Raw genomic sequence first — 22,653 nt, forward strand, 5'->3', positions numbered from 1 at the left:
ATCCGCTCTACCGCGTCGTCTGCTCCCGCGCCGCAAGCTGCTGGATCTGCCGCTTCATCGCGGTCAGCAGCGCGGCGACCGAGCCGTTGTTCTGCTGGATCACCGCCGAGTACTCACTGCGCTGGGTCAGCCGCAGCGAGGTCCCCTCCGCGATGACGTCCACCACCTTGGGCTGGCCGCCGACATCGCCGACCCGCCAGTCCAGCGCGAAGGGCGCGCTGTTCGGCCGCTCGATGATGGTATTGACCAGCACGTCGTCCTCAGTGCGCTGCTGGCTGCGGCCGAGGGAGAAGCGCACGCCCTGGTACTCCCCGAAGCGGGCGGAGAGGTTGCGGATCAGCGTCTCCTCGAAGAGCTTCAGGTATTCCTGCTGCTCCGCCGGGCTTGCCTGCCGCCACCAGCGGCCGAGGATGAAGCGGCCGACGCCGTCGATGTCGACGGCCTTGCGCAGCACCGCCGCCACCCGCTGGCGGCGGGTGGCGATATCCGAGCGGGTGTCGTTGATGGCGGCGACCAGGTCCCGTCCCGTCGTCTCGATGAAGGATGCGGCGCGGCCGATATCCTGCTGCGCCCGTGCCGGCCCGGCCAGCGGCAATGCGAGGCCCGCGCCGAGCAGCAGGCGGCGATGGAAAACGGTCATCTCAGTCTTTCTCCCGGTCGGATCAGCGCGGCGCCTGCGGCGCCACGCCGGTGCCCACGCCGAAGCCGGTGCCGCCGGCAGCGGACGGCGCGACCCGGTCGTTGCTGTTCCTGATTTCGGCATTGCGGCGCTGGCGATAGGCGCTGCGCAGCACGGCATAGGGGTCGAGCGACTCGCGCTCGACGGCATCGAGGGTATCGATCAGCGATTCACGGGTGTCCACCACGGTCGCGCCGGCACGGGTGCCGGTCAGGGCATCGACCACGACGCCCTGGCCCACCCAGGTCAGTGGGTCGCCGGCAATGCCGAGGCCGAAGCCGGTGAGGTCACGGGGGTTGGACGGGCCGAGGACGGGGATGAAGAGATAGGCGCCCTCGCCGACGCCCCAGACCGCCAGGGTCTGGCCGTAATCCTCGGAATGGCCCGGCACCTTGAACCAGTCATTGGCCACGTCGAAGATGCCGCCGATCCCTAACGTGGAATTGATCAAGAATCGCCCCAGCGTGTCGCCGGCCCGGCGCGGCTCGCCCTGCAGCATGTCGTTGGCCAGGATCACCGGCGTGCGGAGATTGCCGAGCAGGTTGCGGACGCCGGTGCGGACCGGCTGCGGCACCACCTCCCGATACCCCACGGCGACCGGCCGCAGGACGACGCGGTCGATGCCCTGATGGACGGAGTACATGGTGCGGTTGAAGGGCTCGATCGGGTCGTTGGTCTGCCTGAACTCGGCGACCGCATCCGGGTCGGACGGGTCGGGCCTCTGGGCGCAGCCGTCCAGCAGCGGCAGCAGCAGCGCCGTGGCCAGGGCGGTCCGGGCCAGGCGGGATGGGATCGGCATGGTCAGGTGCATCGGCGGCGGGGCCCTCTTGCGTTGGTTGAGCGCAATAATACCTCACGATGCACCGCGCCACACAGACGGGCGCCCGGCGCGCCTCGGTACTGTGAAGGTCATGTAGACCGTTGGGGTAGCGCTGCAACGCCACAAACTGTATCCGGTGCCCGGGATTGCGACGACGTTGACCCGCGCAAAGGTGAATGATGGATCAGACCATGCCTGACGCCGCCGAGTTCGCCCATCCGCGTTCGGCCGCCGGCACCCTGCAGCGCTGGCTCACCGGCCCGCGCGTGGGTGGTCTTCCCCCGCTCGCCGGCCTTCCCGCGCCGGCGCTGTCCTTCGAATTCTTCCCGCCGAAGACCGAGGCGCTGGAGAACCAGCTCTGGTCCTGCATCCGGCGGCTGGAGCCGCTGGCCCCGCGCTTCGTCTCCGTCACCTATGGCGCGGGCGGCACCACCCAGGCGCGCACCCACGCCACCGTGGCGCGGATCGTGAAGGAGACCTCGCTCACGCCCGCGGCGCACCTGACCTGCGTCGGCGCCTCCCGCGGCGAGGTGGACGACGTCGCCCGGGCCTATTGGGAGGCCGGCGTGCGGCATATCGTCGCGCTGCGCGGCGATCCGCCGGCGGGTGCCGAGCGCTACGAGCCGCATGCCGAGGGCTATGCCTTCGCCGCCGACCTCGTGGCCGGCCTGAAGAAGGTGGCGCCCTTCGAGATCAGCGTCGCGGCCTATCCCGAGGTGCATCCGACCGCGCTCTCCTCCGACCATGATCTCGACAACCTCAAGCGGAAGATCGATGCCGGCGCGACGCGGGCGATCACCCAGTACTTCTTCGACAGCGACATCTTCCTGCGCTTCCTCGACCGCTGCCTCGCGGCCGGGATCACCGTGCCGATCGTGCCGGGGATCATGCCGGTCTCCAACTTCACCCAGATGAGGAAATTCTCCGCCATGTGCGGCGCCGGCGTGCCGGATTGGATGGGCCGGCTTTTCGAGGGGTTGGAGGACGATGTCGAGACCCGGCGCATGGTGGCCGCGGTGGTCGCGGCGGAGCAGGTGCGGCTGCTGCAGGCGAACGGCGTGGACGAGTTCCACTTCTACACGCTGAACCGCTCCGACCTGGTCTACTCCATCGCGCATATCCTGGGCGCGCGGCCGAAATCCGCGGGCTGAGGGTGCAAGGCGCCCGCGGCCGGGCGGGCGCTACTCCACCTTGATCCCCTCGGCCTGGATGATCGCGCCGAGGCGCGATCGCTGGTCCTGCCAGAAGGTGCTGAACGCCGCGGGCGAACTGCCGACCGGGATCATGCCGAGCTCGCCGAGGCGCTTCACCGCATTCGGGTCCCGCATGCCGGCCTGCGCCGCCTCCGCCAGCCGGTCGATGATCGGCGCCGGCGTGCCGGCGGGGACGTAGAAGCCGAGCCAGTCCGCGACGTCGAAATCCGGGAAGCCCTGCTCCTGCACGGTCGGGACCTCCGGCAGGTTGGGCAGCCGGTGGGCGATGCTGACCGCGAGCCCGCGCAGCCGCCCCTCCTGCGCCAGCGGCGCCGCCTGCGGCAGGGTCGAGAAGACGAACTCCGCATCGCCCGCAAGGATGCCGGCGACCGAGGCGGCGCCGCCGCGATAGGGCACGTGGTTCGCCGTGACGCCGGCGCGGCGCAGCAGCAGCGCCGGCGCGAGATGCGTCGCGGTGCCGACGCCGGAGGAGGCGAATGGGATCCGCCCCGGCGCCTTGCGCAGCCGCTCCAGCAACTCCGGCAGGGTGCGCGCAGGATGGTCGGCCCGCACCACGCAGAGCAGCGGCGAGACCACCATCTGGCTGACCGGCGTCAGCGCCTTGGCGAAGTCGTAGGGCAGGCCTGGGATCAGCAGGTGGTTGACCGCGCCACCGGCGGTATCGGCCAGCGCGGTGTAGCCATCGGGCGTCGCCTGCGCGACTACCCCGGCGCCCACCGAGCCGCTGGCGCCGGCGCGGTTCTCGAGCACCAGCGCCTGGCCGAGCACCTGCTGCATGGCGGGCGCCGCCAGCCGCATTGGAATGTCCGCCCCGCCGCCCGGCGGCCAGGAGATGACGACGCGGATCGGGCGGTTCGGCCAGTCCCCCTGGGCGCGGGCAGCAAACGGCGCGGCAAGCGCGGCGGCAATGAGCGGACGTCGGCCCAACCTGGCGGTCATGAAAGCCTCCCCTGGTTTTCCACCATCCTGCCCGTGGCAGCGGCCGTGGGAAAGGCTTTGGCCCCGCCCGGCACGGGTCTAGGATGCCGGGCAATGACGACCAAAGGGGAAACGACCATGCGTCTGTCCGACGACCAGGTCCGCCAGTTCCATGAGGAAGGCTGGCTTTTCCTGCCCGAAACCTTCACGGCCGAGGAGATCGCCGTCCTGCGGGAGGAGGCGGAGGCGATCTACCGCGAGCACCGCCCGGAGATCTGGCGCGAGAAGTCCGGCGCGCCGCGCACCGCCTTCGCCGCGCATACCTATAACGAGGCCTTCCGCCTGCTGGGCGCGCATCCCCGCATGATCGAGCCGATCGAGCAGATCTTCGGCGAGAAGCTCTACATGCACCAGTTCAAGATCAACGCGAAGGCCGCCTTCACCGGCGATGTCTGGCAGTGGCACCAGGACTACGGCACCTGGCTGCGCGACGACGGCATGCCGGAGCCGCGCGCCATGAACATCGCGGTCTTCCTCGATGAGGTCATGCCGATCAACGGCCCGCTGATGCTGATCCCGCGCAGCCAGAGGCACGGCAACCTCGATGCCGGCCACGACCTCAGCACCACCTCCTACCCGCTCTGGACCATCAACGACGAGGTGGTGACGAAGCTGGTGCAGGAGGGCGGCATCGTCGCGCCGACCGGCAAGCCGGGCGGGCTGCTGATGTTCCACGGCAACCTGGTGCATGGCTCGGCGCCGAACATCACGCCCTATCCGCGGAAGATCGTCTACCTCACGCTGAACGCCGTCTCGAACCATATCCGCAAGCCGACGCGGCCGGAGTGGATCGCGCATACCGACTTCACGCCGATCGAGCCCGTCGCTGACGATGCGCTGATGCAGTATGCGCGGCGGTATCGGCAGGCGGCGGAGTAGCGCGTCGCGTGGCCCGGGGGGAAGGGAGAGAACTCCCTTCCCCCCGTACCCCCACAACCCTCCTTTTTCTCTGAGTCCGCAGGTTGAGACAGCGGACTCGGAGAAGAAGGGTTCGGCGCACTGCGCCGAACGGGTACCAACGGGAGGGGAGTTCTCTCCCCTCCCGCCTGACGCATGCTAGGCCTTCCGCTCCGCCCCGACCGGCAGCGTCGCCAGCCGCGCCATCTCGCCCACGGAGAACAGCCCCGGATCGGCCAGGTAGGCCTCGGCCATCGGCAGCGCGTCCACGCCCCAGAACAACTCCGTGCCGATCCGCAGCGTCGGCACGCCGAAGACGCCGGCCGCGATCGCCGCCTCGGTCGCGGCGCGCAGCGCCTCCCTGGCGCCGCGCGCGGCGACCAGCGCCTCGTAATCCGCCACGCCCAGCCTGCCGCAGAGGGCGGCGAGTTCCCGCGGGTCGCTCGCGTCCCGCCCCGCGGCCCAGGTGAACTCGAAGGCCGTCCGCACCGCGGCCGGCGTCGCCCCCAGCGCCGTCAGCAGCCGCAGCACCTCCAGCGAGCGGAAGGGGTGCCGCGGCGGGAAGCGCATCGGGATGCCGGCGCGCGCCGCCAGGAACTGGCTCAGCCGATAGGTGTGCAGACGCTTCGGCGGCAGCTCCGCCGGCCCGACCGTGCCCCAATGCGCCAGCACGGCGCCCAGCACCACGGGTTGCATGGTCACGGCATGCTTCGCCGCCAACGCCTCGACTGCCGGCAGGGCGATCCAGGAGAAGGGCGAGACGGTATCGAAGTACCAGGTGATCGCCGGTGGCGTGGTCATGGCGCTCTCCCGCGGTTGCAGCGCAGCATGACCCGGAACGGTCGCGGCCGGAAGCGCCTCCATGGTTGGAGCGGTTCGCGCGACGTTCTATACGGGCCAGCGTGTCCGTCTCCCATGCCCCGATTCCCGACTACCTCTCCCGCCTGAACCCGGAGCAGCGGGAGGCGGTCGAAACCCTCGACGGCCCGCTGCTGGTGCTCGCCGGCGCGGGCACCGGCAAGACGCGGGTGCTGACCACGCGCTTCGCGCATCTCATCATGTCGCAGCGCGCCTTCCCCGGGCAGGTGCTGGCCGTCACCTTCACCAACAAGGCGGCGCGGGAGATGCGCGAGCGCGTCTCCGCCATCATCGAGCGTCCGGTGGAGGGGCTCTGGCTCGGCACCTTCCACGCCCTCTGCGCCCGGATGCTGCGCCGGCATGCCGAACTGGTAGGGCTGACCAGCGCCTTCACGATCCTCGACACCGACGACCAGATGCGCCTGCTGAAGCAGGTGATGGACGCGGCCGGGATCGACGCCAAGCGCTGGCCGGCCCCGGGACTGATGGCGGTGATCCAGCGCTGGAAAGACCGCGGCATCCCGCCCGGCCGCGTCACGCCGGCCGAGGACACCGATTATGCAGGCGGCCGCGCCAGGGCGCTCTACGATGCCTACCAGGAGCGGCTGAAGGACCTGAACTGCGCCGATTTCGGCGACCTGATGCTGCACATGGTGGAGATCCTGCGGACCCACCCGGAGGTGCTGGCCGACTGGCACCGGCGCTTCCGCTACATCCTGGTGGACGAGTACCAGGACACCAACCTGGTGCAGTACCTCTGGCTCCGCCTGCTGGCGCAGGGCCACCGCAACATCTGCTGCGTCGGCGACGACGACCAGTCCATCTATTCCTGGCGCGGCGCCGAGATCGAGAACATCCTGCGCTTCGAGAAGGATTTCCCGAACGCCAAGGTCGTGCGGCTGGAGAGCAACTACCGCTCCACCCGGCCGATCCTGGCGGCTGCCAGCGGGCTGATCGCGCACAACAGCGGTCGCCTCGGCAAGACGCTGCGCGCCGGCCGCAACGACGCGGATGGCGAGAAGGTGCGCGTCGTCTCGCTCTGGGACTCCGAGGAGGAGGCCCGCATGGTCGGCGAGCGGATCGAGGCGGCGCAGCGCAGCGGCCACAAGCTGGCCGAGATCGCCATCCTGGTCCGCGCCGGCTTCCAGACCCGCGCCTTCGAGGAACGGCTGATCACCCTCGGCGTGCCCTACCGCGTCGTCGGCGGCCTGAAATTCTACGAGCGGGCCGAGATCCGCGACGCCATGGCCTATCTGCGCATCTTGGCGCAGCCGTCAGACGACCTGGCCTTCGAGCGCATCGTGAACGTCCCGAAGCGCGGCCTCGGCGACACGGCGCTGCGCAAGATGCACGAGATCGCCCGCGCCGAGCGCATCCCGCTCAGCATCGCGGCCGGCAAGCTGGTGCAGGGCGGCGGCCTGACGGGCAAGGCACGCGCCGCTCTCTCCGAACTGCTGCACGGCTTCGCCCGCTGGCGGGAACAACTGGGCCGCGAGGGCCATGTCGTCACCGCCGCGACGCTGCTGGACGAGAGCGGCTATACCGAGATGTGGAAGCAGGACAAGTCGGCCGAGGCGCCGGGCCGGCTCGAGAACCTGAAGGAGTTCGTCCGCGCGCTCGGCGAGTTCGAGAACCTCAACGGCTTCCTCGAGCATGTCGCGCTGGTGATGGAGAACGACGAGAACGCCCAGGGCGACCGACTCTCGCTCATGACCCTGCACGCCGCCAAGGGCCTCGAGTTCGACATGGTCTTCCTGCCGGGCTGGGAGGAAGGGCTCTTCCCCCACAACCGGGCGCTGGAGGAGGGTGGGGAGAGGGGCCTCGAGGAGGAGCGGCGCCTCGCCTATGTCGGCATCACGCGCGCGCGCAAGCTCGCCATCATCTCCTGCGCCGCCAACCGCCGCGTCTACGGCAACTGGTCCAGCAGCATTCCGTCCCGCTTCCTCGACGAACTGCCGCTGGAGCACATCCAGCGCGAGGGCAGCGCGGGGATGGCGCGCAACCGCGTGGTGGACATGCCCTCCGTCTTCACCGGCGCCTCCGGACTCATGGCCCGCAAGCCCCGCACCATCGAGGCCGGCGCCTGGGAGGTGCAGGCGCGCCCCGCCCATGCCACGCCGCTGAAGGTGGGCGAGCGGGTCTTCCACAAGAAATTCGGCTATGGCCGCGTCACCGCGGTCGAGGACAACAGGGTGGACGTGGACTTCGAGAAATCCGATCCCAAGCGCGTGCTGGACAGCTTCCTGGAGCGGGTGTCGTGAGCGACTGGCCGACCCCGTTGTCGCGCCGCCGCGCCGAGCCGCTGGAACTCCTCTCCATCGAGCACCTGCCGGAGGAGGCCGTGCCGGCCTTCGAGGCCGCGCTGCAAACCGTCTGCGTCGCCGTCGCCTATTTCCGCGACGAGCCGACCGATACCTGGCGGATCGAGGGGCTGCGCGAGGCCGGCGCGGGCGATGACGAACTGACCGGCGCGCTCGCCCTCGCCGCCGCGGTCGCGGGCATCGAACCGCCCGCGCTTTCGGCCGAGCCGATCGAGGCCGAGGGCTGGCTGGCCCGCACCGTGCAGAGCTTCCCGGAGGCGCCGATCGGCCGCCGCTTCCTGGTGCGGCCGACGCATGTGTCCGACCCGGTCGCCTATGGCCGCGTCGTGCTGCGGCTCGATGCCGGGCTCGCCTTCGGCAGCGGCGAGCATGCCTCGACCCAGGGCTGCCTGCAGGCCTTCGAGGCGATCGCCCATCGCCGGCCGCGGCGCATCCTCGATCTCGGCACCGGCTCCGCCATCCTGGCGATCGCCGCGGCGAAGCTGCTGCACCGGCCGGTGCTGGCGACCGATATCGAGCCCTGGTCGGTGCGCGTCGCGCACGAGAATGCGGTGCTGAACGGCGTGCAGAGGCTGGTTTCGGCGCGGCTGGCGGATGGCTGGCGGCACCCGGTGGTGCGCAATGGGCGCTACGACCTGGTCTTCGCCAATATCCTCGCGCGGCCGCTCTGCGCCATGGCGCGCGACCTGGCGGACCATTTGGCGCCGCAGGGCACGGCGATCCTCGCCGGGCTGCTGGGGACGCAGGCGCGCATGGTGCTGGCCGCGCATCGCCGGCAGGGGCTGCGGTTGGAGCGCCGCATCGATGTCGGCCCCTGGACCACGCTGGTGCTGCGGCGGGGCGGGTAGCGCCTGCCCAGGAGCGCCCGACACTTCTACGCTCCTGCCTGCCAGTCACGCACCGCCTGCAGCGGCCAGAGCAGCATCAGCACGTTCAGCGTGAGATTGTCGCGGATCACCGCGAGGGCCAGCGCCTCCAGCCCGAGCGCCAGCAGCACCGAGGCCCAAACGGGCAAGCGTGCCGCCAGCCAGAAGCCCAGCAGCATGGCCAGCATGTCGGAGACCGAGTTCAGGACGCTGTCGCCGTAGTAGTCCAGCGCGATGGTCGCGGCGCGGTAGCGGTCGATGATCCAGGGCGTGTTCTCCGTGATCTCCCAGGCCGCCTCCACCGCCAGCGCGACGACGGCGCGGGCGCCGAGGGAGAGGCGCGGCGCCGCGAAGGCGAGTGCGGCATAGAAGACCAGCCCATGCACGATGTGCGAGGGCGTGTACCAGTCGGCGAGCTGCTGCGAGTTCTCCGGGCTGTTCACCGTGCCGATCCAGAGGCGGACGGTGCCGCAGCGGCACCAGGGCTCCCGCCCCATGGCGAGCTCGGCCACGGCGGCAGCCAGGATCAGCAGCAGGCCGAGCAGCGGCCAGAGGCGGTGACGCATGCGGGCATCCTGGCGCGGAACCGCCGCGCCGTCAGCCCGGCCCCGGCCGCGGGAAGGCGGCGCGGCAGCGCAGCGGATTGCGCAGCCAATGGCCGGCCTGGGCGAGGGCGATGCCGAGCGGGCAGGCCGCCGCCAGCATGGCCTGGGCCGCTGCCGGCGGAAGAAGCCGCAGCAGCACCGCCTGCGCCTCCCGCCGCGCCCCGCGCTGCACGAGGCCGCAGCCGAGCAGCAGGACTGCCTCGGCAGGCAGGACGCGGGGGCAGAGCGGGCAGTCCGTCGGCAGCGTGCCGCCCAGCGCCCGCATCAGCGCATCGAGCGGGCCGATCGCTGCCGCCGCGCCCTCCGCGACGAAGGGTGGACGCAGCGCGGGCAGGGGCGCATGGCCCTGCCGGGCCGCCGCAGTCCAGAGGCGCATGCCCTCCAGCAGCAGCCGCTCGGCCGGGGGTAGGTCGTCTACCGGGGTGCCGGCCCAGGGCCAGGCGGGGAGTCCATGCGTCGCCATCGGGGTCCTCCTGCCCGGAGGCTTATCGCAATTGCGACTTATTCGCAAATGACTTCGCAGCCGGGGCGTTACGCTGTGGCGAAGCGCGGCGCGCGCACGGGGTCCGGCCCATAGCGGTTGGCGCCATCCCGGCCGGGCGTGACGAACCAGACGATCATGACGATGACGCCCACCACCGGCACCAGGAAGAACAGCAGCCACCAGCCGCTGCGGTCCAGGTCGTGCAGCCGCCGCACCGCGACCGCGAGGTTGGGAAGGAAGACGGCAAGGGTGAAGAGGCCATTGGCCAGCCCGATCCCCTCCGGCCCGGACACCACGGCATCCACCAGCCCGGTCGCGGCATGCATCAGCAGGTTGAACAGGAAGAACCACCAATACTCGGAACGGCGGGCGCGCCCTTCGAAGTCCGCGTATTTCCGGAAGCAAGTGGCGACCGCGTCCTGGAATGGCATCGGCAAGCGTTCCTCTCTCAATGGCGGCAGCCTACCGGCGGTGCCGGATCAGTGAAAATCACGGCTGGGCGGCAGCTTCATGCGCGGGTCCCCGCGCAGGTCGGGCTTCTCCACCTCGTCCGCGCGGGCCAGCGCGCGGCGCCAGGGCGCCTTGCCGGGATCGTCCAGCGCGGCGAGGCCGGCGAGCAGTTCGGAACGATCGATCAGCCGCCGCACGATCAGGTGGATGATGGGCACCGCCGCCTCGTGCCGCTCCACCCGGCCTTCCGCGACCACCAAGCGGGCGGCGACCACGGCGGCGCGGAATTCGCGGGCGAGGTCGGGATAGACGACCAGGTTCGCCACGCCCCATTCGTCCTCGACGGTGAAGAACACCACGCCCTTGGCGCTGCCCGGGCGCTGCCGCACCAGCACCAGGCCGGGCAGGCGGATCCAGGCACCGCGGCGTGCCGCGTTCAGCGCGCGCGTGTCGGCCAGCCTCTCGGCCTCCAGGATCGGCCGCAGCAGGGCCAGCGGGTGCCGGCGGAGCGACAAACCCGTGCTGGTATAGTCGAGCACCGTCTGCTCTCCCGTGGTCGCCTCGGGCAGGCGCGGCTGTGCCTCGAACAGGTCGCCCTGCAGGGGCGCGGGCTTCTCCACTGCGGCGGCCTCCCATAGCGCGGCGCGGCGGTCGAGGCCGAGGGCGCGGAAGGCATCCGCCTCCGCCAGCCGCTCCACCGTGCCGCGGTCGAGCGCGGCGCGGCGCACCAGGTCGGCCAGCGAGCGCGCCGGCCGGGCCGCGGCGATGCGCTTCGCCGCCTCCTCCCCCATGCCCTGCACCAGCCGCAGGCCGAGCCGCAGCGCGAGGCCGCCGGTGCTCCCCGCTTCCGGCTCCAGCGTGCAGTCCCAGTCGCTGTGCAGCACGTCCACGGCGCGGATCGCGACCCCATGCTCCCGCGCATCGCGGACGATCTGCGCCGGCGCGTAGAAGCCCATGGGCTGGCTGTTCAGCAGGGCACAGGCGAAGGCCGCGGGATGCCAGCGCTTGATCCAGGCCGAGACATAGACGAGCTGCGCGAAGGCCGCGGCATGGCTCTCCGGGAATCCGTAGGTGCCGAAGCCCTCGATCTGGCGGAAGCAGCGTTCGGCGAATTCCCGCCGGACACCGTTCCTGACCATGCCATCGATGAACTCCTGCTGGAATTGCCAGATGGTGCCGACATGGCGGAAGGTCGCCATGGCGCGCCGCAGCTCGTCGGCGCGGGCCGGGGTGAAGCCGGCGCCGGTGATGGCGATCTGCATCGCCTGCTCCTGGAAGAGCGGCACGCCGAGCGTCTTGCGCAGCACGGGCTCGAGCAGCGGGGAGGGGTAGGAGACCGGTTCCTCCTTGTTCTTCCGGCGGAGATAGGGATGCACCATGTCGCCCTGGATCGGGCCGGGGCGGACGATCGCCACCTCGATGACCAGGTCGTAGAATTCCTGCGGCCGCAGCCGCGGCAGCATGTTCATCTGCGCCCGGCTCTCCACCTGGAAGACGCCGAGGCTGTCGGCGCGGCGGAGCATGGCATAGGTCTCCGGGCAATCCTGCGGCACCGCCTGCAGCGTCAGCGGCGGCTCGCCATGCTGCGCGATCAGCGCGAAGGCGCGGCGGATGCAGGAGAGCATGCCGAGGCCGAGCACATCCACCTTCAGGATCCGCAGCGCCTCGATGTCGTCCTTGTCCCATTCGATGGTATGGCGGTCCGCCATCGCGGCCTTCGTCACGATGGCCAGTTCCGTCAGCCGGCCGCGGGTGATGACGAAGCCGCCGACATGCGTGGCGAGGTGGCGGGGGAAGTCCAGCAGCTCCTCGGTCAGTTCGCAGACCATGCGCAGGCGCGGGTCGCCCTCGGGGTCCAGGCCCTGGTCCTGCGCGATCTCGGCGATCGAGGCCTTGCCGGCGCCCCAGACGGATTTCGCCAGGCGCCCCGTCACGTCCTCCGACAGGCCCATGGCCTTGCCGACCTCCCGGATCGCGCTGCGGTCGCGGTAGCGGATCACCGTGGCGGCGATGGCGGCGCGGTCGCGGCCGTAGCGGCGGTAGATGTGCTGGATCACCTCCTCCCGCCGCTCATGCTCGAAATCCACGTCGATATCGGGCGGCTCGTTGCGGGAGGCCGAGATGAAGCGTTCGAACAGCAGGTCGTTCTTGTCGGGATCGACGGAGGTGATGCGCAGCACGTAGCAGACGGCGGAATTCGCGGCGGAGCCGCGGCCCTGGCAGAGGATCCCTTCATCCTCGGCATAGCGGACGATCTCGTGCACCGTCAGGAAATAGGGGGCGTAGTCCATCTCGCCGATCAGGCGGAGCTCGTAGCGGAGCTGCGCCGAGACCTTCTCCGGCACGCCCTCCGGCCAGCGTGCCTCGGCCGCCGCCCATACCCGCCCCTCCAGCGTCTGCTGCGGCGTCAGGCCGGGATCGAGGATCTCGTCCGGATACTCGTAGGCGAGCTCGTCCAGCGAGAAGCGGCAGGCCGCGACGACCCGCAGCGTCGCCGCCACCGCCTCCTCGTGCCCGGCAAAGAGGCGAAGCATCTCCCTGGCGGGCTTGAGATGCGCCTCGGCATTCGCCTCCGCGGCATAGCCCAGCGCGTCCACCGTGGTGCCGAGGCGGATTGCCGCCAGCACATCGGCGAGCCGCCGCCGTTCCGGCACGTGGTAGCGCGTGCCGCCGGCCGCCAGCAGCGGCGCGCCGAGCGCGGCGAGCCGGTCCAGCCGCTTGCGGTCGTCGCCGCGGAAGCGGTGCCGCGCGGCGCAGAACAGCGGCAGGGCGAGGCGCCGGCGCAGCGCGGCGGCGTCGCGGCGTAGGCGCCGGGCGAGATCCTCATCCGGCGCGTCGGATGGGACGAGCGCCAGCACCATGCCCTCGGCCGCCTCGATCAGCGCCTCCCGCGTGACATGGCACTCGCCCTTCGGCGCGTGCATGCGGCCTTCCGAGAGCAGGTGCGACAGCCTGCCATAGGCGGCGCGGTCGGTCGGCCAGGCGAGGTATTCGTGGCCATCCGTCAGCGTGACACGCGCCCCGGGGACGAAGGGGATGCCCTCCTTCCTGGCGGCGACCCAGCCGCGCACGAGGCCGGCGAAGCTGTTGCGGTCGGCGATGCCGATCGCGGCATGGCCGAGCGCCCTAGCCTGCGCCGCGAGCTCCTGCGGATGCGAGGCGCCGTCGAGGAAGGTGAAGTTCGATAACGCGGCGAGTTCGGCGAATTCGGTCACCCTCCGTAATCCGGTCCTGGCATGATGGCGCCGCGGAAGGGCTTGGGCCGGCCACCGGCCAGCCGTATATGGGGCCCCGGAGGTTGGCGATGCTGGCGCATGAGGTCCTGCCGGAGATGGCATTCACCCGGGCGGTTGCGGAGCAGAAGATCCGGGGCCGCGAGGAGACGATCAACGAGCACTTGGTGAAGCTGCTTGCCTTCGACGTCCCACCCGAGCTGCGCGAGTCCTGGAAGCGCGAGCTGGTCCGCAAGCATTTCGCGCTGCTGGCGGCGATGCGTTTGAAGCCGAATGGCCGCCCAATCCCCGAACGGGACTTCCTGGCCTGGCTCTATGCCGATGCCTTCGAGGGCAACGAGCAGGGCTATACCCGGGCGCTGCTCGGCCTGCACGACTACGCGCGCAACGGCCTCGACATCGCCGCCATCGCCAGGCGTGTGGCGGATTTCCATGGCGCGCTCGCACCGCGGCTTGCGGCCGGGGAGGATGGTGCAGACCTCATTGCGGCGCTCTGACGGCTGATACGGAGCATGCGGGAGGGGAGGGAACTCCCCTCCCGCGCTCACCCCTTCTTTTTCTCTGAGGCCGCTGTCGCAGCCTACGGACTCAGAAAAGAGGAGGTTGTGGGGGTACGGGGGGTTCGGCGCACTGCGCCGAACGAGTTCCTCCTTCCCCCCGGGCAACCCGCGCTCACTCGAACCGTCCATGCAGCCACCACGCTGTCGCCTCGCCCGGCACCGCGACACCCGGGCGGCACACCCACAACCTGGCGCCCGAGGCCAGCTCCACCCGGTAGTAGTCGCGGAAGGGCCGGTCCGGCCTCTCCCACCACCATTCCGGCGCGATGCGCTCCGGCCCCTCCGCCCGCAGGACGCGCCAGGAGGCGCGCCCCAGCCGCAGCAGGGAGGGCGGCGCATCCGGCAGTAGCGCGACGGCCGAGAGCCGCACCGGCCGCCGCAGCAGCCGCACCGGGCGCGGCGCAGGGCCGGGCCAGCCGGGCGGGGGCAGCACGCTCTCGAAGGGGCCGGCGCGGAAGACAGCGCGCTCCGGCCAATGGCTCGCGCGCGGCGCCAGGCGCCAGACCTCGACGCGCTGCGCCAGGCGGTCCAGCAACTCCGCCAGCGCCTGCCGGCGCGCCTGCACGGAGGCGCCGCCCTCGCCGGGAAGCGCCCCCTGCACTGCGGCGAGCGGCGCGGTGGCGCGCGCCTCCAGCGCCAGGCGCTCGAAGCCGAAGCCCGGCTCGAGACGCTCCAGCCTCTCGCGGAACAGCCGTGCGATATGGCGCGGCGCGCGCGTGGGAAGGCCGGTGCCGATTGCCACCGCCTGCACCTGGCCATCCACGCGAAAGGCGTGCAGCACGAAGCGGCGCGCGCCCTGGCCGGCCTCGGCGAGTTGCCGGCAGAGCTTCGGCAGCAGCACCGCCATGGTCGCGTCGATCGCCTCGCGCGTCACCAGCGGTTCGAGGAAGTCCCGCGCGGCCAGGAAGGCGGGCGGCGGCCGCAGGGGCCGCAGCGGCCGCGGGCGCAGGCCGGTCGCGGCATCCAGCAGGTCGAGCAGTACCGTGCCGAAGCGCCGCGCCAGCGGCGCGCGCGGCTGCGCCAGCAGGTCGCCGATGCGGCGCAGGCCCAGACGGTGCAGCGCGGCGATGCTGGCCTCCGGTAGGCGGAGCGCCTGCAGCGGCAGGGGGGCAATCGCCACCGCCTCCTCGCCGGGCGGCACGACGATCTCGACGCCCGCGCGCGCGAGGCCCGCGGCGCAGTCCGCCGTGCCGGCGATGGCGATGCGCGCGGTGACGCCGGCGCGGGCGAAGCGCGCGGCCAGGGCGCGGCGCAGCGTCTCCTCGCCCTGGTGCAGATGCGCGACGCCGGTCACGTCCAGCAGCAGCCCGTCCGGCGGGTCGAGCGCCGGCAGCGGCGTGACGCAGAGCGCCCAATGCGCGAGGCGCCGCAGCCAGGCGGCATCGGCCTCGGGCGCATGCGGGTGCAGCGCGACCTCCGGCAGGATGGCCTGCGCATCCGCCAGCGCCTGGCCGGCGCGCAGCCCGGCGGCCATGGCTTCGGGGCTCACGGCGACCAGTACGCGCCGGTTGCCCTGCGCGGCCCAGATTGCGGCCGCGCCTGAGAGGCGCCGGCGCTCGATCGGCAGCAGCGGCAGGTGCAGCGCGGCGATGCGGCGGGGGGTGGCAGCAAGGGGGCTCCGCCCCTTTTCGGGGCCGAAGCTCGGCCCATCGGCGGCATTGCCGCCTATCCCCCCTGGGTCATCGATGGGGAGAGGGACCCCAGCGGGGTCCCTCTCCCCATCGATAAGGTTCGCGCCGCACTCATTGGCTCGGTCCGGTCCCCAGCGAGGCGTCGAAGGCGGCAGAGCTCCCCGGGTCAGCCCCGGCCCGCAGGCGCGTCGCCTCACCGTGCCCGCCGCCGCGCGCGCAGCGGCACCGCCCCCTGCGCCCCGGCGGCCGCGTCATCCAGATCCGGCTGCTCCGCGGTGTCGATATCGAGCTGCTCCGCGACATCGATATCAAGCCGCTCCGCGGCGGGCCGCCAGGTCACGTCCCAGTGCTGCGGCCGGCCGCCGCGGCAGCGCAGCAGTTCCAGGCTCCAGCGCGGGTCGCCCAGGTCGTGCGCGCCGCCGGTGCCCGCCAGGGCGCCGACGCGCCAGCGGGTCAGCGCGGCGGTGGCGCCGCCCGACTCCTCCTCGGCATCCGGGCGGAGCAGCAGGCCGATGGCGCCGCCGGCCTCGGCCGCCAGTTGCAGCCGGCGCGCCGCCGTCATGTCCAGCCCGTCCACTGCCAGCAGCGCGCCGGCGACGCCGGGACAGCGCAGGCTTTCCTCCATGGCCCAGAGCGCGTCCTGCCGCCGCGGCGCCTGCACCAGCACCAAGTCGGCGGGCGAGAGGCCGAAGCGCGCGAGGCCCGGCGGCCAGGCATCCGGCTCCGGCGCGATCCACAGCACCGCGCCCTCCCGCGCCCACCTGGACCGCGCCAGCACCAGGGCGCAGAACCCCGCCGCGGCGCCGGGCTCCGCGGCCAGCACCTCGTGCACCGCCGCGCGCGCCAGGCCGCCGCCCGGCAGATGCTGGTCGATCGCCCCGCAGAGCGGCAGGCTGTCGCCCTCCGCCTGCGCGCCGCCGCTGCGGTCCAGCCGGGCGATGCGCGTGCGCAGCGCCGCCAGCAGCGCCGGGCGGTCCATGGCGTGGCCCAGGGCGGGGGCAGGCGAAGGGTCGGGAGAATCGGTCATGGCGTGTTCGCTGTATGTTCTTGTGGCGGACCGGGCGGGGTCAAGCGTTACCTGCATGAAACACGCATGCAGGGGCATGGTCGCAGGGCAGGAATGCGAGGACGCCCCTTGAATCCCGGCCCGGGACATCCGCAGATCACATCCAGAGTGGAGGTTCCATGAGCGCCCAGCCGACCGCCCCGACTCCGACGCATGTGGTGGACGGCTTTGCCGGCGCCGTCGGCAATACGCCTCTCATCCGCCTGCGCCGCGCCAGCGCCGCGACGGGCTGCGAGATCCTCGGCAAGGCGGAGTTCATGGAACCGGGCGGGTCGGTGAAGGATCGCGCCGGCCTCGGCATCATCCAGGACGCCGAGGCGCGCGGGCAGCTCATCCCCGGCGAGCCGGGCATCGTGGTGGAGGGCACCGCCGGCAATACCGGCATCGGCCTGACGCTGGTGGCGAATGCCCGCGGCTACAAGTCCATCATCGTCGTGCCGCATACGCAGAGCCGCGAGAAGCTCGACTTCCTCCGCATGATCGGCGCCGACCTGCGGCTGGTCGATCCGAAGCCGCTCCGCGACCCCGGGCACTACGTCAACACCTCCCGCCGGATCGCCGAGGAACTGGCCGCCAAGGGCGAGCGGGTGATCTGGGCGAACCAGTTCGGCAACCTCGCCAATGCCGCGATGCACGAGGCGACGACGGGCCCGGAGATCTGGGAGCAGACCGAAGGCCGCGTGGACGCCTTCACCTGCGCCTGCGGCACCGGCGGCACGCTGACCGGCGTCGCCCGCGCGCTGAAGGCGCGCAACCCGCGGGTGCGCATCGTGCTGGCCGACCCGATGGGCAGCGGCCTCTATAGCTGGGTGAAGACCGGCGAGGTGAAGGCCGAGGGCAACTCGATCACCGAGGGCATCGGCCAGGCCAGCGCCGCGCCGGGCAATCTCGAGCATGGGCGCGAGTCCATCGACGACGCGCTGCAGGTGACCGACTCGGAGGCGCTGGAGCAGATCTTCGACCTGCAGCAGCACGAGGGCATTTCGGTCGGCGGCTCGGCCGGCATCAATGTCGCGGCGGCGATCAAGCTGGCGCGGCAGATGGGGCCCGGCCATACCATCGTGACCATCCTCTGCGACGGCGGCGCCCGCTACCAGAGCAAGATCTTCAACCCCGATTTCCTGCGGGAGAAGGGTCTGCCCATCCCGCCCTGGCTGGCCTGACCGTGTCCGAACGGCGCAGAGGCCTGAACCGGCCGCGGATCCTGACGTAGGGAACACCCCCGATGGAAATCATCGAGCTCGCCCGCACCGTCCGGGAACGCGACCCGGCAAGGCCGACCTGGATCGAGGCGGTCACCTGCTATGCGGGCCTGCAGGCCGTGCTGATGCACCGCCTGGCCCATGCGCTCTACCGCCGCGGCTTCAAGGCGCTGGCGCGCGCCGTCTCGCACACCAACCGCTTCATCACCGGCATCGAGATCCATCCGGGTGCGAGGATCGGCCGGCGGCTCTTCATCGACCACGGCATGGGCGTGGTGATCGGCGAGACGGCGGAGATCGGTGACGACGTGCTGATCTATCACGGCGTCACGCTGGGCGGCCTCAGCCTCGCCAACCGCGCCGGGCCGGGCGGCAAGCGCCACCCGACGATCGGCGACGGCGTGGCGATCGGCGCCGGCGCGCAGGTGCTGGGCCCGATCCGCATCGGCGACGGCGCGCGCATCGGCGCCAATGCGGTGGTGGCGACGGAGGTGCCGGCGGGCGAGACCGTCATCGGCATCCCGGCGCGGCCGCCGCACGAGCACCGCATCCTGACGGGCCCCTCCGTCGGGCGCGCCGCACCGGCGCCGAGCCCGGGCTATGGGCTGCTCGACCAGCCCTGCGACCCCGTGGGCGAGGAGATCGCCACCTTGCGCGCCGAGATGGCGGCGCTCAGGGCCGAGCTTGCCACGCTGAAGCGCCAGCAGGCGGGCGTGCCGGCGGCGGAGTAGCCCGACTGCACCGGCAGGGGCGCCGCCGCAGGGCCTTGTCCAGCGGACGTGACGTCCCGCCGGACAGGAACCGAACTAGTCTCTTTAGCCAGCCGGGGCTTCATGCCGCGGCAACGGGCAGGAGGCAGCCATGTCCATCCGCATTGCGGCATCGGATCTTGCCGACGGCTCCGGTCATCCCGCCCTCGGGGCGGTCCTGTGGGACCTTGGCCGGTTCAACCTGATTCTGGGGACACCCGACAACGAATCCCTCATCGGCACCCCGGGCCGCGACCTGATCCTCGGCCGCGGCGGCTTCGACGGCATCTACGGGCAGGCAGGCGACGATGTCATCATCGGCAATGGCCAGTTGGTGGGGGATGCCGGCGATGATGTGCTGATCGCCACTGCGCCGACACCTCAGCAGGTGGTGGGCAGCCAGATCATCGCCGGCCCCGGTGACGATCTGCTCATCGGCGGCGTGCTCGACGACCAGCTCTTCGGCGAGGCCGGGCGGGATACCATCCTCGGTGGGCCGGACAACGACCGGATCGTGGGCGGCCTCGACCCGGACCTGATGTTCGGCGGCGCGGGACACGACCGGTTCGAGTTCACGATCTACCCGATCTTCGGCTCGCCCGGTTCCGAGCCTGTCTACCTCGCCGATACCGGGCAGGGGCTTGGCCGACGCGACGTTATCGGCGACTTCGAACCGGGAGCGGATGTGTTGTCCCTGGCGGGCTACGGGATCTCGACGTTCATCGGCATGTCGGAATTCTCGGGCGACGGGGTCGGCCAGGTGCGATACGAGATCCGGCACGGCAGCACCATTGTGCAGTTCCGAGGCACCTACATTCTGTCTCCGGAGATCTTCCCGGCTGAAATCGAGTTGCGCGGCATCCATCACCTGAGCGCGGCGGATTTCGACCTGGTCTGATGCGGTGCGGCTCGGCATCGGTGCAACCGATCGGGAATGCCGGCCTTTGATCGCGCACGGGTTCGTTGCGTGCGGGCATGCGGGTATGCCCGGGGCGCCGCGAGGCGGGCAGAGGAGGAGGCAGCATGGCGAGCATCAGGCGCAGCGCGAGCGCGCAGTGGCAGGGGACGGGCAAGGACGGGAAGGGGGCGCTGACCACCCAGAGCGGCACGCTGAAGGAGACGCCCTACAGCTTCACCGCGCGCTTCGGCGACGGGCAGGGGACCAACCCGGAGGAGTTGATCGCCGCGGCGCATGCCGGCTGCTTCACCATGGCGCTGGCCTTCAAGCTGCAAGGGGCGGGGCTGACGCCGGAGAGCCTCTCGACCGAGGCGCGGCTGACCATGGAGCAGGAGGGCGGCGGCTGGTCGATCAAGGCGATCGCCCTGTCGCTGAAGGCCAAGGTGCCGGGCGTGACGCCGGAGAAGTTCCAGGAGCTGGCGGCGGATGCCAAGGCAACCTGCCCCGTCAGCAGGGTCCTGAACGCCGACATCTCGCTGGACGCCGCGCTGGAATAGTCGGATGCCAAACTCACAGAAATAGATGGGGGTGCGGGGGAATACCTTCCCCCGCATTTTCTCCGTGTCAGCGCGACGCCAGATCCCAGGGCAGCCGGTCGGCCTCCCGCAGCGCGTCCGCCCGGCTGATGCCGATATCCCGCAGCATGCGGTCATCCATGCGCGCCAAGTCGCGGCGGGTGCGGATGGCGCGCCACATGGCGCGGAGGCCCGGGCGCGGCGCCTTCGCCGGTGCGACATGCCAGAGGCCGAAGGTGAGGCTGCTGCGGATCGCCATGTGGGTTCTCCTCTCTCGACCCGAGGATGGGCTCCTCAGGACCTGGAGGATGTGCGGGGGAGCGAAATAAGGAAAACGAATTGCATTGACGCCCTCCATCAGCGGCCTTGATGATGTGGTTGGAGGTTCCGCCATGCTCGCCCTGCCGCCCGGCCTCGACCCCGACCTGCTGCGCAGCTTCGTCCTGATCGCCGAAGGCGGCAGCTTCACCCGTGCCGCCCAGGCGGTGGGGCGGACGCAGTCGGCCGTTTCCATGCAGATCCGGCGGCTCGAGGAGATGCTGGGCCAGCCGCTGCTGCATCGCGCCGCGCGCGGGGTGGAGCCGACCGCGCACGGCCAGTGGCTGCTGGAGCGGGCGCGGCGGATCCTGGCGCTGAACGACGAGATCGTGGCGAGCTTCCGCCAGCCGGAGGTGGCCGGGCATGTCCGGCTCGGCTCGCCGGATGATTATGCGATCCGTTGGCTGCCCGGGATCCTGGCGCGCTATGCCGCCAGCCATCCGGCGGTGCAGGTGGACGTGATCTGCGCCCCCTCGCATGAGCTGGTGGAGCGGATGGCGGCGGGGGAGCTGGACCTGACCCTGCTGTCTGAGGGCAACGAGCCGCGGGGTGGCCGCGTGCGCTGGCTCTGGCGCGGGCCGCTGCTCTGGGCGGGGATGGAGGAGGTGGCGCGGCGCCGGCCACTGCCGCTGGCGCTCGCCCGCAGCGACTGCGCCTGGCGCCGCGCGGCGATCGAGGCGCTGGAAGAGGCGGGGATGCCTTGGCGGATGGCCTATACCTCGGCCTCGCTCTCGGGCTGCCTGGCGGTGGTGCTGGCCGGGCTCGCGGTGACGGTCGCCATGCCCTCGCCGCTGCCGGACGGGGTGCGCCGGCTCGGGCGGGAGGAGGGGCTGCCGGACCTGCCCGACTTCGCCATCGGCCTGCTGCGCGGGCCGGGCACCCCGGTGGCGGAGGCCCTGGCGCGGCATATCGAGGAGAGTTTCCGCACCGGCGAGGCGCTGGAGGCGGCCTGACGGGCTTGAGCCTTAACCGGTTTCACGGCATTTGCGGGCGATCTTCAACCGGCCGCAACAAGGCCGTCACCGGGGACCCGCCCATGCATCGTCGTACCCTGCTGGCCGGGCTGGCCGCGGGCCTGTCCGTCCCGTCGATCCTGCGCGCGCAATCGGCCTGGCCGGACCGGCCGGTGCGGATCATCGTGCCCTTCCCGCCGGGCGGGTCCACGGACACCATCGCGCGGATCTTCCAGCCGAAGCTCTCGGCAGTGCTGGGGCAGTCCGTGGTGATCGACAATCGCGGCGGCGCCTCCGGCTCGATTGGCGGGATCGAGGCGGCGCGGGCGCCGGCGGATGGCAGCACCTGGATGCTCGCCTATGACAACGAGGCGACCAACCAGACCCTCATGCGGCTGCCCTACAAGGCGCTCGAGGCCTTCGCGCCGGTAAGCCTGGTGGCAAGCGGGCCGCTGGCGCTGGTGACGCACCAGAGCACGCCCTGGAAGAGCTTCCGGGATGTCGTGGCGGCGGCCAAGGCGGCGCCGGACACGATCTCCTATGCGAGTTCGGGTGTCGGGGGTCTCGCGCATGTCTCGACCACGCTGCTGCAGCAGCAGGGCGGCTTCAACCTGGTGCATGTGCCCTATCGCGGCGGCGGGCCGGCCCTGCAGGACGCGGTCGCGGGGCAGGTGCCGCTGTTCATGTCGAACGTCGTCATCATCAGCCAGCACATCAAGGCGGGAACGCTGCGGCCGCTCGGCGTGACGACGGCGGCGGAGACGCGGCACGTGCCGGGCATTGCGCCCTTCGCGGCGCAGGGATTCCCGGGCTTCGAGGCGCCGACCTGGTGGGCTTTCCTCGGCCGGGCGGGGACGCCGGCGCCGATCCTCGCGCGCATGCAGGAAGCGCTGGGGCAGGCGCTGGCCGATCCGGAGGTGCGCGGGAAGATCGAGGAACAGGGCGCCGACGTGCAGGCGACCGGACCGGAGGCGTGCCGAGCCTTCCTGGCGCGGGAGATCGAGCGCTGGGGGCGGGTGATCCGCGAGAACAATATCCGGGCGGATAGCTGATCTGCTGGAGGCCGGCGGCCGATTCGTAAGTCGGCAGGGTTTGGGTGTTGACCGGGCAAGGCGGCGGGCGTAGAGACGGCTCACCGCAGCGACGCTGGGGTTGACGGAGACGGGCGGTTCCGCCACTATCCGCGCCCCGCTGACGAGGCGGTCCTATCGCCGAGCGCGGCAATCCAGACGGTCCAGAAGGACCGAAGGATATGTCGTTGCGAGGCGGTTTGCCATCTGACTGTGGTCGGATGGG

General features: G+C 71.5%; 22 protein-coding genes. 11 read left to right on the forward strand and 11 right to left on the reverse strand.

The genetic code is table 11. The annotated features are described in order from the left end of the window. Positions 1–7 precede the first annotated feature (7 nt). The gene (locus Q7A36_RS03465) at positions 8–640 is read right to left on the reverse strand and encodes an MlaC/ttg2D family ABC transporter substrate-binding protein (protein ID WP_305102255.1); all 633 of its coding nucleotides are present in this window, start codon (positions 638–640) and stop codon (positions 8–10) included. Positions 641–662: 22 nt separating this feature from the next. Next, positions 663–1,478: an MlaA family lipoprotein gene (locus Q7A36_RS03470; protein ID WP_305102256.1), complete on the reverse strand. Its 816-nt coding sequence runs from the start codon at positions 1,476–1,478 to the stop codon at positions 663–665. Positions 1,479–1,690: 212 nt separating this feature from the next. Here Q7A36_RS03470 and metF point away from each other — a divergent pair, with 212 nt between their 5' ends. Then, positions 1,691–2,650: a methylenetetrahydrofolate reductase [NAD(P)H] gene (gene metF, locus Q7A36_RS03475; protein WP_305102257.1), complete on the forward strand. Its 960-nt coding sequence runs from the start codon at positions 1,691–1,693 to the stop codon at positions 2,648–2,650. Positions 2,651–2,680: 30 nt separating this feature from the next. Here the strand turns inward: metF and Q7A36_RS03480 are convergent, their stop codons facing one another. Beyond that, the gene (locus tag Q7A36_RS03480; RefSeq protein WP_305102258.1) at positions 2,681–3,652 is read right to left on the reverse strand and encodes a Bug family tripartite tricarboxylate transporter substrate binding protein; all 972 of its coding nucleotides are present in this window, start codon (positions 3,650–3,652) and stop codon (positions 2,681–2,683) included. A 117-nt stretch (positions 3,653–3,769) separates the two neighbouring features. On the opposite strand from Q7A36_RS03480, the gene Q7A36_RS03485 reads away from it, so the two are divergent. Next, a complete protein-coding gene (locus tag Q7A36_RS03485) occupies positions 3,770–4,570 on the forward strand; it encodes a phytanoyl-CoA dioxygenase family protein (RefSeq protein ID WP_305102259.1) in 801 nt (266 codons plus the stop codon). Positions 4,571–4,747: 177 nt separating this feature from the next. Here the strand turns inward: Q7A36_RS03485 and Q7A36_RS03490 are convergent, their stop codons facing one another. Next, positions 4,748–5,389, reverse strand: a complete 642-nt coding sequence (locus Q7A36_RS03490) for a 2-hydroxychromene-2-carboxylate isomerase (protein ID WP_305102260.1) — start codon at positions 5,387–5,389, stop codon at positions 4,748–4,750. 101 nt (positions 5,390–5,490) lie between these two features. Here Q7A36_RS03490 and Q7A36_RS03495 point away from each other — a divergent pair, with 101 nt between their 5' ends. Next, positions 5,491–7,707, forward strand: coding sequence for an ATP-dependent helicase (locus Q7A36_RS03495; protein WP_305102261.1), 2,217 nt, complete (start codon positions 5,491–5,493; stop codon positions 7,705–7,707). Continuing rightward, positions 7,704–8,615 (forward strand): 50S ribosomal protein L11 methyltransferase, encoded by a 912-nt coding sequence (locus tag Q7A36_RS03500; RefSeq protein ID WP_305102262.1) that lies wholly within the window; start codon positions 7,704–7,706, stop codon positions 8,613–8,615. Before Q7A36_RS03495 ends, Q7A36_RS03500 begins: the two co-directional genes overlap by 4 nt. A 26-nt stretch (positions 8,616–8,641) precedes the next feature. Here the strand turns inward: Q7A36_RS03500 and Q7A36_RS03505 are convergent, their stop codons facing one another. The 4 genes from Q7A36_RS03505 to Q7A36_RS03520 all read right to left on the reverse strand — a co-directional run bounded on the left by Q7A36_RS03505 (position 8,642) and on the right by Q7A36_RS03520 (position 13,387). After that, positions 8,642–9,199 carry a DUF2585 family protein gene (locus Q7A36_RS03505; protein ID WP_305102263.1) on the reverse strand — a complete coding sequence of 186 codons (558 nt, stop codon included), beginning with the start codon at positions 9,197–9,199 and terminating at the stop codon, positions 8,642–8,644. A gap of 31 nt (positions 9,200–9,230) precedes the next feature. Further along, complete coding sequence (locus Q7A36_RS03510; protein ID WP_305102264.1) at positions 9,231–9,701, reverse strand: hypothetical protein; 471 nt, start codon at positions 9,699–9,701, stop codon at positions 9,231–9,233. A gap of 68 nt (positions 9,702–9,769) precedes the next feature. Beyond that, the gene (locus Q7A36_RS03515) at positions 9,770–10,153 is read right to left on the reverse strand and encodes a DUF805 domain-containing protein (protein WP_305102265.1); all 384 of its coding nucleotides are present in this window, start codon (positions 10,151–10,153) and stop codon (positions 9,770–9,772) included. Between the two features lie 48 nt (positions 10,154–10,201). Next, a complete protein-coding gene (locus tag Q7A36_RS03520) occupies positions 10,202–13,387 on the reverse strand; it encodes an error-prone DNA polymerase (RefSeq protein WP_305102266.1) in 3,186 nt (1,061 codons plus the stop codon). 89 nt (positions 13,388–13,476) lie between these two features. Here Q7A36_RS03520 and Q7A36_RS03525 point away from each other — a divergent pair, with 89 nt between their 5' ends. Beyond that, positions 13,477–13,902 carry a hypothetical protein gene (locus tag Q7A36_RS03525; RefSeq protein WP_305102267.1) on the forward strand — a complete coding sequence of 142 codons (426 nt, stop codon included), beginning with the start codon at positions 13,477–13,479 and terminating at the stop codon, positions 13,900–13,902. Positions 13,903–14,077: 175 nt separating this feature from the next. Here the strand turns inward: Q7A36_RS03525 and Q7A36_RS03530 are convergent, their stop codons facing one another. After that, on the reverse strand, positions 14,078–15,793 hold the full coding sequence (locus tag Q7A36_RS03530) for a Y-family DNA polymerase (RefSeq protein WP_305102268.1): 1,716 nt from the start codon (positions 15,791–15,793) through the stop codon (positions 14,078–14,080). After that, entirely contained in the window at positions 15,790–16,623 is an 834-nt protein-coding gene (locus Q7A36_RS03535) for an ImuA family protein (RefSeq protein ID WP_305102269.1), read from the reverse strand. The genes Q7A36_RS03530 and Q7A36_RS03535 overlap by 4 nt, the downstream gene beginning before the upstream one ends. 158 nt (positions 16,624–16,781) lie before the next feature. On the opposite strand from Q7A36_RS03535, the gene Q7A36_RS03540 reads away from it, so the two are divergent. The 4 genes from Q7A36_RS03540 (at position 16,782) to Q7A36_RS03555 (ending at position 20,068) form a co-directional block, all read left to right on the forward strand. Then, a complete protein-coding gene (locus Q7A36_RS03540) occupies positions 16,782–17,825 on the forward strand; it encodes a cysteine synthase A (RefSeq protein ID WP_305102270.1) in 1,044 nt (347 codons plus the stop codon). Positions 17,826–17,887: 62 nt separating this feature from the next. Beyond that, positions 17,888–18,595, forward strand: coding sequence for a serine O-acetyltransferase (cysE, locus tag Q7A36_RS03545; protein ID WP_305102271.1), 708 nt, complete (start codon positions 17,888–17,890; stop codon positions 18,593–18,595). A 130-nt stretch (positions 18,596–18,725) separates the two neighbouring features. After that, positions 18,726–19,511: a calcium-binding protein gene (locus Q7A36_RS03550; RefSeq protein WP_305102272.1), complete on the forward strand. Its 786-nt coding sequence runs from the start codon at positions 18,726–18,728 to the stop codon at positions 19,509–19,511. A gap of 125 nt (positions 19,512–19,636) precedes the next feature. Then, complete coding sequence (locus Q7A36_RS03555; RefSeq protein WP_305102273.1) at positions 19,637–20,068, forward strand: OsmC family protein; 432 nt, start codon at positions 19,637–19,639, stop codon at positions 20,066–20,068. 67 nt (positions 20,069–20,135) lie between these two features. On the opposite strand, the gene Q7A36_RS03560 is transcribed toward Q7A36_RS03555, so the two are convergent. After that, complete coding sequence (locus Q7A36_RS03560; protein WP_305102274.1) at positions 20,136–20,345, reverse strand: DUF1127 domain-containing protein; 210 nt, start codon at positions 20,343–20,345, stop codon at positions 20,136–20,138. Between the two features lie 133 nt (positions 20,346–20,478). Between Q7A36_RS03560 and Q7A36_RS03565 the strand changes: the two genes are divergently transcribed. Further along, positions 20,479–21,357 carry a LysR substrate-binding domain-containing protein gene (locus tag Q7A36_RS03565; protein ID WP_305102275.1) on the forward strand — a complete coding sequence of 293 codons (879 nt, stop codon included), beginning with the start codon at positions 20,479–20,481 and terminating at the stop codon, positions 21,355–21,357. Positions 21,358–21,440: 83 nt separating this feature from the next. Beyond that, positions 21,441–22,409 carry a Bug family tripartite tricarboxylate transporter substrate binding protein gene (locus Q7A36_RS03570; RefSeq protein ID WP_305102276.1) on the forward strand — a complete coding sequence of 323 codons (969 nt, stop codon included), beginning with the start codon at positions 21,441–21,443 and terminating at the stop codon, positions 22,407–22,409. Positions 22,410–22,653: the final 244 nt, after the last annotated feature.

The organism is Paracraurococcus lichenis (genome assembly GCF_030657435.1).
Classification (GTDB): Bacteria; Pseudomonadota; Alphaproteobacteria; order Acetobacterales; family Acetobacteraceae; genus Paracraurococcus; species Paracraurococcus lichenis.